This window comes from Zhongshania sp., assembly GCF_041584495.1.
Classification (GTDB): Bacteria; Pseudomonadota; Gammaproteobacteria; order Pseudomonadales; family Spongiibacteraceae; genus Spongiibacter.
The window spans coordinates 16,606-30,642 of record NZ_JBFHDY010000033.1; the positions used below are offsets into that span (position 1 = coordinate 16,606).

General features: G+C 50.0%; 8 protein-coding genes and 1 tRNA gene. 1 reads left to right on the top strand and 8 read right to left on the bottom strand.

Annotated elements, in window-relative coordinates; genetic code table 11:
* Window positions 1–2: 2 nt before the first annotated feature.
* The 6 genes from ABYP33_RS07850 to ABYP33_RS07875 all read right to left on the bottom strand — a co-directional run bounded on the left by ABYP33_RS07850 (window position 3) and on the right by ABYP33_RS07875 (window position 12,606).
* Complete coding sequence (locus ABYP33_RS07850) at window positions 3–2,441, bottom strand: hypothetical protein (RefSeq protein ID WP_373090186.1); 2,439 nt, start codon at window positions 2,439–2,441, stop codon at window positions 3–5.
* Window positions 2,441–5,641 (bottom strand): poly-gamma-glutamate biosynthesis protein PgsC/CapC, encoded by a 3,201-nt coding sequence (locus ABYP33_RS07855; protein WP_373090188.1) that lies wholly within the window; start codon window positions 5,639–5,641, stop codon window positions 2,441–2,443. The genes ABYP33_RS07850 and ABYP33_RS07855 overlap by 1 nt, the downstream gene beginning before the upstream one ends.
* Before the next feature lie 34 nt (window positions 5,642–5,675).
* The gene (locus tag ABYP33_RS07860) at window positions 5,676–8,357 is read right to left on the bottom strand and encodes a hypothetical protein (protein ID WP_373090190.1); all 2,682 of its coding nucleotides are present in this window, start codon (window positions 8,355–8,357) and stop codon (window positions 5,676–5,678) included.
* Window positions 8,358–8,604: 247 nt separating this feature from the next.
* The gene (locus tag ABYP33_RS07865; protein ID WP_373090200.1) at window positions 8,605–9,723 is read right to left on the bottom strand and encodes a M20/M25/M40 family metallo-hydrolase; all 1,119 of its coding nucleotides are present in this window, start codon (window positions 9,721–9,723) and stop codon (window positions 8,605–8,607) included.
* Window positions 9,680–10,063 (bottom strand): hypothetical protein, encoded by a 384-nt coding sequence (locus tag ABYP33_RS07870; RefSeq protein ID WP_373090191.1) that lies wholly within the window; start codon window positions 10,061–10,063, stop codon window positions 9,680–9,682. Before ABYP33_RS07870 ends, ABYP33_RS07865 begins: the two co-directional genes overlap by 44 nt.
* Before the next feature lie 11 nt (window positions 10,064–10,074).
* On the bottom strand, window positions 10,075–12,606 hold the full coding sequence (locus ABYP33_RS07875; protein WP_373090193.1) for a TonB-dependent receptor: 2,532 nt from the start codon (window positions 12,604–12,606) through the stop codon (window positions 10,075–10,077).
* A 221-nt stretch (window positions 12,607–12,827) separates the two neighbouring features.
* Between ABYP33_RS07875 and ABYP33_RS07880 the strand changes: the two genes are divergently transcribed.
* Window positions 12,828–12,904, top strand: a tRNA-Pro gene (locus ABYP33_RS07880).
* Between the two features lie 369 nt (window positions 12,905–13,273).
* Here ABYP33_RS07880 and ABYP33_RS07885 read toward each other — a convergent pair.
* Both ABYP33_RS07885 and ABYP33_RS07890 read right to left on the bottom strand, forming a co-directional pair.
* On the bottom strand, window positions 13,274–13,426 hold the full coding sequence (locus ABYP33_RS07885) for a phosphate acyltransferase (protein ID WP_373090196.1): 153 nt from the start codon (window positions 13,424–13,426) through the stop codon (window positions 13,274–13,276).
* 72 nt (window positions 13,427–13,498) lie between these two features.
* Window positions 13,499–14,037: phosphate acyltransferase (locus ABYP33_RS07890; RefSeq protein WP_373090198.1), on the bottom strand; the 539-nt coding region annotated here is incomplete at its 5' end.

Genomic DNA, 14,037 nt, shown 5'->3' on the forward strand with positions numbered 1-14,037 from the left:
GCTCACTCCTGTTCCTGTTGATACAAATTGCTAATGACCTTGCTGCGCTCGCGCTCGCTCGGTATTAACTGCGCAACGGCAATAAAGCCGCCGGGTAGCGAAGAAGTCAGCTCTAGGCTTACGGTTTCTCCAGCCAAATCATCCCCCAAATTAAAGTTTAATCGCTCTGGACCATAAACCTTTCGGCCACTGCCATCGAGTAAATAGGCCGGTGACAGGGCGGCGCCCTTAATATGATAGAGGGTATCGCGAAGAGTATACGCGTTTGCCACCCCGGCCACTTTCTCGCCGCGTACCCGCAGCCGTAAACTGACATCCCCACGGTGTTCACTGTAAAACTGTATAGCGAGATTATCGTTAAAGTGAGCAGCCGCTATTTGATATCTTAGGCCCTGAGCCAAGGGGAAAACGTCTCGCCAAGCATAGTTACAGGCGGAGTTCTTGGCCTGCGCATTTAGCCACCACTGCCCATTTACCTCAGCACCATCGCGGTAGCCAGACAGCGATAAGTGATGTTCGCCCAGGGTCATAGCGCCCAAACTAAACACACCACTTTTGCTGAGATAACGCGGACCTTGAGACTCACCGTCCAAATGAAGCATCACTGCTTGTCTGTCTCGCTGACCGGAATACGCCAATTGGGGCGCCATTATATTTTCAAGATAGGCACCGGCCAGCGTAAAAATATCCCCACTCGGCGACAACGGGCAGTACCGGCTCATAATAGCTTCGCGGCGCGGCAAATCAGTTTGCGGGTCGAGGAACAACAAAGGACGCGGATAAATAACGTCGTCCTTTGCACTGTTGCGCGTTATTAGCTGAGGGGAGAAGTCAAAGCGCTGAAAATTATCCTTGGCAATAAATTCATCAACTTCCTCAATTGGGAAATGCCATATTAGTGCCTGTACTCGACCTTCGGCCAATAACGCCGCTTCATTATTTGGATAAAGCGTAAACCACTGCGGCATGCGTTGCTCACGATCGAACCAATGTTTGCGATCCTGAGGTAAATTGCGCGCTAACGGCAAATCTTCTGGACGCGAATACGCACTCACTAGCAGAGGTTCAGACGCCGCGACAATCACATAGGCGGCTTCAGCGGGCAGCTGAATATAATGAGCGCTTACCTCACTGATGAGCGACTCGGCCGGATCTGAGCTCAATTGGGTGTAGCGATCGGGCACAAAATCGAGCTGCTGAGAGCGACGGGTAATTTGCGCGCCATCTGCGGTGTACAATCTGACATCTACACTTAGCGGCCCTCCAGACTGCGCAGCCAAAACCCGGTAGTCCAAGCGCAACACTTGACGGCGGCCACCATTTTGCATGCGAAATTGAAAACGCAAGCCCTTACCAGGTTCCACCAAGTAGCTGCTTAAGTAATTGCGTTCGGGCTTGTAAGCGGTCGCGAGGAACTCCGCTTCAAACGTCATTGCCTGCGACGGCACAATCTCCAACAAGCCAGCACCTAAGTCTCCGACCCACTCATTCCCCTGAACCCGCCATACCTTAATTTCACGATTCAAGGCCGACTGCCAGCGCAAACGTACCGTATTATCGCCATTCGCTTCAGGGTAAAACTGCAATTGCCACGGCCCCTGGTTCTCGGGTTCAATTACCACGCTCGCCCAATGTTCAGGGTCTGCATAGGCACCGGGGCTGGCGAGTACGTCACCATCTTGGTCGAGATCCAAGGCCTCGAGCTTTGCCATATACAAGGTGTCAACTTGGTAGTCTTTACCCGCGAGCCCCGCCGGACCAATAGGCTTCCACTCGCGCTGCAATAAATTGCTGATCTCGGGCGTGGATACACTGTGGGGCGGAAAAATATGATTTCGCAACATAAAATCCCGCTGTTCACGCAACATTCGACGCCAAGTTTGCACCGCATCTACAGGGTCAATTAACTCGAGGACGGCAAGACGAAGGCCGATAAATTCGACATCATCAGGCGAGGGCGCGGCCTGCACTCGCAACGTTCTCGCACTAGGATAATCGGCCAGTCTTAGGTAAAAAATCTGATCAAGTGACGGGCGTAATTCATTGCGGGCATAGAAGCGACTGTATTCCAGCTCACTATGTTCATCTTGAATATAAGGCGCCGCCTTACTAACCAGGTGATATATCTTATCGGCAACTATCTCACCGGCATCATCAAGTAGCTGATAACGAATATTATAGCGAAACGCCAAATCGGGAAGCAGCTTCTCCGGTGCCAGTATGGCATGAGCAATAAAACGCAATTCATTAACCGCACTACCTAGGTCGTATTCGGTCCACGTCTGCCCATTAAGCAAATATACGGTACTCGAGTCCAACTCAACTTGCAGCCCGGTTTGATAACCCGTCAAACGCTGCAATGTCGGACCACAGCTGCGCGCAAAAAAAATGGTGACGATAAGTAATATGAGCACGAGTAGATATCGCTCAAGATTACGCATTAGCCTGGCCCCGCTTGGAGTAATCGCACCCGCAGATCAATAAATTCCTGAGCGCGACTTTGACTTAGCGACGTCGTCGCTGGCACGTACCATATTGAGTCACCTAATGGAGCCAAGTTTGCGAGTAAAATGGGTTCACCCGCTTGGTTTAATAGCAGTAAATACGATTGTCCAGTATTGCGGTCCACCAAGCGTTGAATCCGCTGCCTACCGAGTTGGTCTCCTATATTAAATAAATTATTAATATTTTCCGTCTCGACAAAATCGTTTACCCACGCAAGGAGCCTTGGCGATAAGTCATCGGCCAGGGCCATAGGCGTCGCTCTCAGCCAGTCGGCGAGTCCAAGTTCAATGGCATCAATGCCCGCTGCGGCAAACTTCCACTGTAATTGATAATTGTCCCGGGTATTGCGAAATTGTCGCCGAACCTGCGGCGCAAGCCACACTGTGTCAAAGGTGGCATCCGCCAGCATCGGCATATAACTCGACTGCGCATTCCATGAGGCTTCAAATCCCAACGTCGCTCGCTCACCTTTTACTTCGGCAAAGCGCAAACCACTTTGCCGAAGTTGCGCTAACAAACCCTGCTCCAACGGCGTTGCGCCATAACCGTGACTGGCGCCCAAATGCGCCACCAATACATCGGCATCCGTTGGAAATTCGCGCTTCCCAGGACTAAAGGCTCTAATTTGTACCACGTGCGCTGGGTCGGGTGACTCTCTGAGTGAGACCGTATGGACTAAGTTAAACAGGCTCTCCTTATGCTCACGCAGGCTTATATCGGCGCTTCCGTCGCTATTTGCAGCGGGATGAGTTCCCGCTATCAGCAAGGTACGGGCCCGCAATTGTTCAAATAAACTGATGCCATATTCAAAGGTGTTCGCTTCATAAATAGGGCGTGAAATTTCTAGCAAATAATTATTGCCGCCTCCTACGCGGAAGACATACGTGCCCCAATGGCGATAAGGTTCTCCGCGCTCGCTTAAAATAAGGTAGTTTTCGTCACTACTTAAATGATGATAGCGAATGAGCTGATAGCCAAAGTGCTCCGCTAAGGTCGACACCCTAGCAACGATGGCGTCTGCATCCTTATCCCAGCCGTCATTGCGAACACCGTTTAACAGACCATATATTGGCGTAAGCACCGCTTGGTCAAAAAACAATAATTCATGTAGCTCAGGTTTTTTATACTCATCTGTGCCGCGCTTAGCGATCATGCCTTTATTTTCGTATAGCGATTCTTGCAAATAGCCATCGATTCGCTTGGTGGCATTAATAACCTCCAAACTGTCGTCAAAGCCCAGCAATTTGTATGCGGCCAGTGCTGAGCTGTGATCGAGAAACAGCTCGGCAAACTGCAGTGTCGCCGTTTCGCGCTGTCTGTTTTCTAAGCCACTAGACTGCCAGTGCAGAATCAAATCATTTGACAATAATTTGAGCATCCGCAAATTTAAATCCTTGGGGAGTTGTCCTGCTACCCACAGCGAAGGTTGGTCACCATGCCGCCCAAGCCACCCGCGTTTAACCTTGATACCGCCAAACTTTCGAGCCGACTCAATATCGTAGCCTCGAATTTGCACCACTTGCTGGCGACCAAACACTTGATGAAAAACCTGAAAAACCGTATTGGCATTGCGCAGAACATCGCCGCCACCGTCGAGGGCCTTTTTGCGCCGAGTTCCTGCAAAGGCGATTGCTCGGCTATGCATTTTATCGAAGAGTACCGACGCCGCGTCTGCTGCCTGCACTTCATCTAGCGCAGCTGGCACCTCAAAAACCAGTGGTGATACGCTATTTGCTCGGAACACATATAGGCCCCAGCCACGCTCCGGCTCCATATCCCGCAGCACAAAATAGCCCTCGTCTAGCACCTCAAGGCGGTAGGACAAAATATTAAAATTCGCCGCTATTTTTTCTAAACTATGTTGCTCGCTACCCTGCAAATAGTCATTCAGCATTTCAAAGCTTTCACGAAAACGCTCAAGCTCTAACAGCAACGGCGAGTGAACTAATTGCGAGCTTTCCGAGCTAAACAACTCGGCACGAGCAATCGCCAAATAGCTTTGTAAGCTTTCACTACTGATCTGAATCGCCTGCGGCTCAACATCGACAGAGATAAATCGATTGCTACTCGGCAATTGATTCAAGCCATAGCCAATCGCCGTTGCCACCGCGACGCCAAGAAACGAGACCTGCAATGTGGCACGGCTAACAAGCACGACCTTGCCAGTCTGGTACATCTTAACCGCCAACAAACTGGACAATAAATAACCAAAAGCGTAGTAGTCCGATATTTTAGCGGCCGGATAGTAAATTTGTACAACAAAACCTAATAGCCATTTATAAGCGAGGGCGATAGTGAAAAACACGAGGATTTGGCGCGCGCCTTCAATATTTCGATTTTTAATAAATGGAATTTGCAGTACAAGGTGCGCCAAACCAAGAATCATCAAGGTTTCAGCAAATGTCGCGATAAGTTTAAGCGGCGTAAACCACTGCAATGCCAGCAAGCTAGGCAATAGTATGCCGTTAAAATCCCAACCGTAACGGAGGTTCATGCGCGAGGCGATAAACGCCGTAGTCAGTAGAATAATATATGCTTTGGGCGCGGCAAAAATGGAGCTAGCAATATCCTCGTACATATAGCCCAAAGTACTTAAATTGAAGTTAGTAAACTCCATAAGTACATAGCGCACAATAAACCAGGTAATGAGCAAATAAATAGACAGCGAGGCGAGACCTAGGCGCGCGCCACCGTTCCACATCTGGTTAGCAATAAGCGCAACGATGATCAAACCAAAGCTATGGAGGTTATCCCGCAAATCATAGCGCAAGCCGATGGCTTCAAGCTGGAAGGCAAATTCGGGCAATATCAGGGTATCGAATAGTATCCGTACAAAAATACTGCCGAGCACCAGCACAAAGAACCGGTCTCGGCCAAACATTTCACTCAAACCAAGCCAGCGCGGGCCCTTGTCCGCGAGTAAGCGCACCAACACATACGTTGCTACGCCCTCGATCATAATAGCGACTGCAATACTGGGCTTAACAATAATCAGCGGCACAATATAGCCGGGAATAACCAACCCGGACATCGTTGTGCCGAAGCGCAAATTAAAAAAGGTAACTACCGCAACACCGACCCACACTGTGATGACGACGGATTCGGAGATAATATTTTCTGGGAAGAGTTCAATCACTGTGGTCTACCACCACAGTGTTGGAGCGCCAAGATCACTTTTGACTTCCCGCAGTCAAATTATTGATGGAGAAACCTTCTAGGCTAATCTGTATTTGATAGCCCCTACCCAGCGCCGTACTGATGTCGATGTCGGCCCAATTCTCGACCGTGCTTTTTCGCTCCAAAAACCGCCTTAAACTACTGTGAGACTCCGCGCTAATCTCACCGCCGATTAACTTTTGCGCAATTTTTTCAAACTCTTCACCGGGAATTCCATAGCCCTTATTGCTCAAATTTATCTTAGCGCCCCGACTATCGCCGTCCCAAAACTCGCTAATTTCTATCGAAATATCCGTATTCACTAGTGCATCGTCGCATAATAGGTTAACCGCAGACTGCAGTAAGTTCTTCAAATCTTGGTCTTTGGCCCAGACCAGCGGGCTAATCACAGGCTTTTTAAGGCTGAACGTTAATTGACGTCGCGCCAGATCATCTTCGTTTTTCTCTAATACACGCTGCACCGTTTTACAAATATTCTGTGGTTCGGTCTCACGTTTTTTTAACTCAAAACCACTGCTGACCTTTTCGATAGCCTCTAAGGTTTTAGCCATTTGTTCATTATGGCGATCGCGTTCTAATTTCAGCTCGTCAGATTCATCGGCCGCGCCTTCTAGGTCGTAATCTCGCCGCCAAATACTCAGTAATTTAAGCCTAAGATTGTCGGAGAAATAGTGCAGTCTATCCTGCTCTAGCTCTGAACTTTCTTTACTGGAACTGATGTCGATTAATTCCAAAATAACCCCGGTCGGGCGATTAGCGCTGCCCGCCTCGCCCTGCCACTGTTCAGCTTCAATATGCAAAGGCATAATTCGAATAGCGTACTGACGTCCCCGTACCTTTTGCTCCATAGGGATTTCCAACCGCTCTTCGTGATGGAGCACTTCAAACAAATAGCTACCGGCCGTGACCATGTCTAATTCGCTAACCTGGGTCAAAATATCGATAACGGAGTTCTTATAAATATCGATTTTGAGTGCTCGAGCAATATCTTCAAATTGCAAATTGGCGTACAGCAGATTGCCAAACAAACTGTACATACCCGAGGCGGTGCTGGAATGCTTAGAAATATTTTCTAAGACATTCATCCGTGTAAAAACAGACTTAAATACGCTTTTCACTTGACCTTGAATATGACTTACTCGGTCGATATTAGTAAGCTGACGACGCAGACCACTGCGACGGTCGCCCACCGAGACCTTGCTGCTATGAAATAGCAGCTCAGAGATTCGCTCCGAGATATCATTCATGATCGCCGTGAGATTTTTAACCGATTCATAAGATTTACTCGTGACAGTTACCACCCAAAAGCCCAGCAGAATACCCGCATAGTAAAGCGGTACGATCCACTCTTCCTCATCGGGATTCAACTTAAAAAAGAGTCGTTTAACTGATTTCACTGGCACGCCAGCATTACGCGCTTCAACATACGGGGAGCGACCGTAATCTCGGCGCCGCTCTTCAATATCCTTGGCGCTAGAGTTATAAAATTGCGCGATTTTTAAGCGATTGCTGCCCTCATCGAGTTCCAGAAATACCGACCGACTTATAAGTAGTTGCTGACCAACAAAGACCATCATTCGCTGCCAGCGCTCATCACTGACCAACAGCGGTTGCGGCACGATTTTTTCAGCAAGCATTGCGTGGGCTTCCGCCACGAGCTCAGACACCAGCTGCCGCTCATTGCGATAACGCTGATTAATCAAATACAACAGAACACCAAACAGGACCAGCAATACCTCGGTAATTGGCAGCAACAATTGCCACCGCACCGCAGCCAAGCAAGTAAGCGATAAAAATACGATAAAAAACAGCAGGCTGACGGGGATTGTTTGCCGTGGTAATACCCACAAAAGGCAGGCCACAAAGACAAATAGAATTAAGGTCGAAAAAAGCAGTGCCTGGATGGTGGGGAGGTAAAGCAAGCCTTTGTCGCTGAGCACGCTATGGGTGATATAGGCTTGAATATGCAATTCGCTCAAGCCATCTGCGTATTCATTAATTGGTACCGAATAGCCTGGCACACCAGCTGTAGGAGCATCGCCAACCAAAACAACTTTGCCCTGTACCAACTCCTTAATTAAGCCAAAGTCCAGCAAGCGGTCTACCGATATTTCGGGGATCAAGCCCGTCGCCCAATAATTGATGTTCAATGGCTCGATGAGCGCACTGCCCGTCAAACGGCGTTGAAAACCTTCATAAACGAGGCCGTTCGCGCCATTAACAACAGGCAGCCATTGCCGATAGGCATAAGCAAGTTTGACTGGAGGGCTAATATAGGCGCTGCGACTTGGCAACATAGGGCTGTATTCACCCAGCTCATTGACCCGCAGCTGAGACGCAACAATAAGCTCGCGCTTGTCTTTATAGTCCTGCAACCATGACTCATCGCCCTCGGTCTGACTGAGCAGCACTACCGCTTTAGCACCCCGATCAAATAACTGCTCAAGTAATTCCCGCCATTGCTCACCACCCTGAAAATCAGAATCAGGGGCAATATTGACCATTAATACTGACTTATCGGTATTCGGGGAGCCAAGCGTAAGAAACCGATCATAAATAGCGTGATTAACCGGTAAAAAAATCGACAGCCAGCTCAATACGCTGATCAGCAGTAAAAAACCGGCCGAAAACGCAAATGTAGACCGATACGTCGCAGGCTTGTTGGCAGATGACATTTCTCGCTACCATGGCGTTGAGATACAAATATGCGCCTCGTCGAGCATGACTAAAGAGCGCTTATAGATGAATATTGCAAGCAATTAATAGAATCAACAGTTTACAATTAAAAAACCACAAAACTACAAAATTAATTAAATTCAAGCCGACAATAACCGATATTTTCCTTGTATCTGCGCAAAAGTTGCAAAAAACGTCAGCGTTTTGCCCCAATTAAGGGCTACTGCACACTAGGCACACACCCAATTAAAGCTCGGCGGAACGCCTCATCAGCAAATAATACAAGCGCGCCGAATCAATAAAGCTAGCAGTAGACACACGTTCATTGGTGCCATGCATTCCCGCCAACTCTTCTGGCCCCACTTCAAGTCCTAGAAAACGGTAGCTGGCGTCACTAACCGCTTCGAAATGACGGGCATCCGTCGCCCCCACTACGATCCGAGGAGCTACCAAGGTATCAGGCCGCACATCTCGGATTAAGCGGCTTAATAGTTTGAACCCCGGGGCATCGAGCGGCGCCACTGCCGACGGATTATTAGAAAACTCACTATAGCGGGACACGGTGACCTCGGGGTCGTCAATCACCGTTGTCACGTAGTGGATAACGGAATCCACTGTGTCACCGGGCAAAATTCGAAAATTAACCACTGCCTCGGCACGCTGAGGTAAGACATTGTCTTTTACGCCAGCCGTCATCATTGTTGCGGCGGTGCTGGTTCGAATACCGGCGCTGGTTGCCGGTATCGCCGACAACATCGCTTCCGCTAATGGGCCAAATAGCCACAAATTGGCGAATACGACTCGTTGTACAAAAGGCGCCGCAGGCCCCAGCGCCATAATGGTTTCCCGGGTAAAGCTGAGATCTGCCGGAAACGGGTGGTTCTCTAGCCGGTTAATTGCCCGCGCCACCAAACCTAAAGCCGTGTGCCGTGGTGGCATGGAGGCATGACCACCCAAGCCTTGCGCGCTGATTTTTAAGCTAGTGTAACCTTTTTCCGCTGGCCCAATCAGCGCTACCCGACCCTCCACCCCCGGAATCAAGCCCTTGGTCACAAAGCCGCCTTCGTCCAGTAAAAAGCCAAGACGTACACCGCGATCTACCAGGATCTTTGCCATGGCCTTCGCGCCTTGGCCACCCACTTCTTCGTCGTGACCAAAGCCAAAATATATAGAGCGCTCAGGCACAAAACCCTCCGCCAGTAGACGCTCAGCCGCCTCTAGCAGGCTAATTAAGCTACCTTTATCATCGAGCGCGCCCCGCCCCCAAATAAATCCATCGGCCACCACCCCCGCAAAGGGTGGATGAGTCCACTCATTTTCACTACCGACCGCGACCGGCACCACATCTTGATGAGCCAAAAACATCACTGGCCGCTGCTCGCCACTCCCCCCGCCAGTGCAGCAAGAGTGATTGGCCAGCCAAAACCTCGACCTCGAGCTGGCTAAAAACCAGGGGATAGCGCTGAGTAAGAAAGGCGTGAAAATCAGCAAAAACCGCGGCGTCTACTGGAATATCTGCACCGCGAGAAACAGTGGCAATTTGTATTGCTGCACTTATGTTGGCAAGGGCTCGGGGCGCATCCCACTCAAGTATCGTGGCGGCTTCGAGTGGCTCGGGTTCAAGCCCAAATTGCACGCCTCGCCATAGCACCACGGCGCTTAGTAATAATAAGACCAGGAATGTCAGGCCCAACAGCTTTTTCATAATGTATTCCCTTACTGAAACTGGTAGCTCACTTCAAGACCAAAGTGACGGGGTGCACCCGGTACTCTATTCGCTACGCCAATCACACTGGTCACCGCAATACCGCCAACAAAATAGGGCGTGTCTTTGAGGTTATTCATATAGGCACTCACATTTAGGCGTTCGTTCGCTTCCCACATAAGACGACCATTGAAGGTTTCGTACTGATCAATGAAGGAGCTGTCATAGTCGCCACTGAGATAATCCGTACCAATAAAAATCTCGTCAGAGTAATAATATTGCAGGCTGGGCACGAATAAACCGAACTCGGTCTGTATATCGTACTGCACCACCATACCCCGGACATTCTGTGGCACTTGCGGAAAGGCTTCATCGCTGCGATCGACAATAGCGAAACCGTCAGCAGTATTGGTACCTAAATTGTATTCAATAAAATCGCCGTCGGTATAGCCCGCATTGGCATTGATCGTCCAGTTGTCCAGTAGCGCAGTGAGCTCGACCTCGAAACCCTCAACCACGGCTTTACCTGCATTGCCGGTGAATTGCACCACTTCCGTATTGGTATTGCCCCGCTCATACAGCGCCACTTGTAGGTCGGTATAGTCGAGCTGATACGCTGCCACGTTAAAACGCAAACGCTGATCTAAGGCATCAATCTTCACACCAATCTCGGTATTGCGCACCTGCTCGGGTTCAAATTGCTGAATATTTGATCCAGTTTGGGTGGAGCGCACGTCGAGGCCGCCAGATTTGAAACCGTCACTAATGGTTACGTAAGCAATCAAACTATCTACGTTTAAGCTATTGACGAGCTTATCCGGCGCAATCATATTCGCCGTCAGCAATGGCGTAAACTCCGAAAAACGAGTGCTGCCCGCAATCGACGGCAAGAACACCAAGGGTACTTCCGGGGCTTGATAAGCAAAGTACTGGTCGCGACTCACTGGACTGTAAATACCATCCATCACATGAACAACAGGACTAATAATCGCCAGATTACTGCCAATTTGAGCATTGAGACGGTTAGCGTACTCGTCGTAGTCCGGCACCACCATGGTGTGCACGCTGCGGCGATCTTCCTCGGTATAACGCACACCTAGCGTCATTTGTAGCCAGTCGTAAACGTCCCATGACGCCTGGGCAAAAATCGCCTTGGTTTCGTTTTCGTAATCCGCCAGCGAAGCTGTATTGGCCTGCACCGGTAGCAGCAAATCCGGCGGTACCGGCACCGGCAAATCTACTGCGGCACTACCGGGAATCCCAACCAAGCCGTTGTCACCAACGTCGGTACCATCAAGGGTATTCGTCAACTCCTCCCGTGCGTAGAACACACCAAAGGTCAGGTTCAAGGTATCGTCGAGCAGGCTGCCATTAAACTTTAGTTCTTGGGTAAATTGATTGCGCTCGGCGTCTGGCGCGGTCATGCCGCCGCCCGCAAACACCACATTACCGGCATTTGGCCCCACGCTAACACTGCGCACTGCGGTGCCGTCGGAATCGCCACTGATGCGAATATTATTCTGAAAGGCGTAGCTGGTAATGCTTTCCATATCAAAGCCCAGCACCGGCAAGCGCAGGGTCAGGGCGTGCATCTGGTTATCGATAGCGTATACCGCATCATCGTCGTTTTGACTCACGGCAAACTGGTCTGCCAAGGCCGTGCTGGCATCACAGGCCGCCTGCAAGTTTTCACCGCCGTCGCCGCGATAAACCCCCTGCGTCAAGATTGCCCCGCTGTTTTGGAATTGGCAGTTATAGGGGGTACCGCGCTCGTCTATGCGACTGAGGAAACTAAAAAAATCCACTTCAAAACTGTCGTTAACGTCCCAAATAGTCCGCTGAGATACCGCCACCCGGTCTTCATCAAACAAATTATGATCAGACGCCACATTATCAATATAGCCGTCGCTACGCTTGGAACTGAGTGCAAAACGCGTACTGATTTTATCCCCTGCCCACGGCACATTGGCATTCAATTTGGCGTCTTTACGGCCCTCGCTGCCCAGCGTAAGCCTAAAAAACAATTCCAGTGCACCGGCATGTGGACGCTTCGAGTCCACCAGCAGCGCACCGCCAATATTGTTTTTACCAAACAGCGTGCCCTGCGGGCCGCGCAGTACTTGGATATTTGCCACATCTACCGCATCAAGGAGCTGCGCGTCCGAGCGCGGCACATATACCCCGTTTAAATAAATGCCAACACCTGGATCCAGAACTGGGTTACCTGAGCGCTGGCCAATACCGCGAATAAAAATCGCCGGCGCTTTGTAATTGGTTTGCGAAAATTGCAGGCTCGGGCTGAGGGTTTCAACATCGGAAATCGAGCTAACCCCCATCGCCTCTAAGTAGCCTGAGCCCAAGGCCGTCACTGCCAGTGGCGTTTCCTGGAGGTTTTCTTCCCTTCGGCGGGCCGTGACCACTACCTCTTCGAGCACGGCTTTAACACGGGGCGTCGTCGATGACTCCGCGAGCAAGAAGCCGGAGCCAAGCAATAACGGCGATAACGCCGCCACTCCCACCCCCCACGCCTGTAGACGCAGCATAAAACACTCCCCAATAAATTATTATTTATGAGCCACATCCTAGCTTGTTACAAGGAATTAACCAATGTTCTCATAGAAAACATTAATGAAATTTTCTCCACAACGCTTTACTCGCTCATTAAATTAGCAAACCCCGCACTACCACAAAGCCAAAATTGAGGCGAGAAATACACTTTGATATAGTTAACGGTCTGCACAGCACACATACCAGTAACAACAGGCGGAATGTAGCTCAGCTTGGTAGAGCACTGCGTTCGGGACGCAGGGGTCGGAGGTTCGAATCCTCTCATTCCGACCAATCCAAAATATGCGCAGCACACTCACTTTCGGCGACGGCCGACAAACTCAACAAGGGCTTTCGAATCAGGCTAAGTGTAGTGATCTATTACACCAACGCCGAACAAAAACCATTCGCCAACACAGCTGACACGAGCTCATATTTTTTGGTGTAAAACAAGAAATGTAAGCATTCATTCTTACTCTTGGCGCGAAGGCATATAACACGGCCTTGCGCCCAGCCCGGCACATTAGACAAAGATACTTTTTAAAAACCAGCTAGGGCAATTGATCAAATTAATGGAATAGATTTATTCTGAATACTCACCTTCCGGAAACACCATTAATCACCCCACTACTCAATAAGCGAAGCCCACCAAACTAACTTTAACTATTTCGCCAGCACCGCCGCTATAACCGCAACATCCGCGACATCTTCGGCCGAGCTACCACAGGATAAGTCCATCCGTGGTTTGGCAAAGCCCTGCAGAACTCGGCCAATTGCATTTTCACCGCCAATCCGCTCCACGATTTTGTAGGCCAATATTGCCTGCGTTTAAATCTGGAAAAATAAATACACTGGCCCTACCTACAACGACCGAGTTCGGCGCTTTTTCTAAGCAATTTCCGGCACCAAGACCGCCTCAAATTGCATTTCGGCGTCAACCGCTAACTCCGGACACGCAACTTGCACGTGTCCCAGCGCGGCTCTAACTTTCTCAACATTGGGGTGTTCGGCGGAGCCTCTGGTCGAGAATGAAAACAGCGCGACGCTTGGCGTCTGGCCGGTTAGCAATTCATGACTCTTCGCACTGCAAAAGGCAATATCGGCAAGGGCTGCGCTATCGAGATCAGGATTCACGGTGCAGTCGCCAAAACTGAGTAAACGTCCGTCACCCAGTGCCATAATAAAGATACTGGACACCTGCTTTGCGCTTTTAGCCAAACCTAGCCCCTGAATACCTGCACGCAATACGTCGGCAGTGGTTACTACAGAACCCGCCACACAGCCATCAGCATCGCCCAGCCTGACGAGCAGCGCCGCCAGCAACAAGGGGTTCTCAAGTGCCACCTTGTCCAAGTTCATTCCCCTAGCGGCACGAAATTCCGCCAAGGCCTCCGCTGCGCGTTCACGCCAGTCATTGCCATCACTCA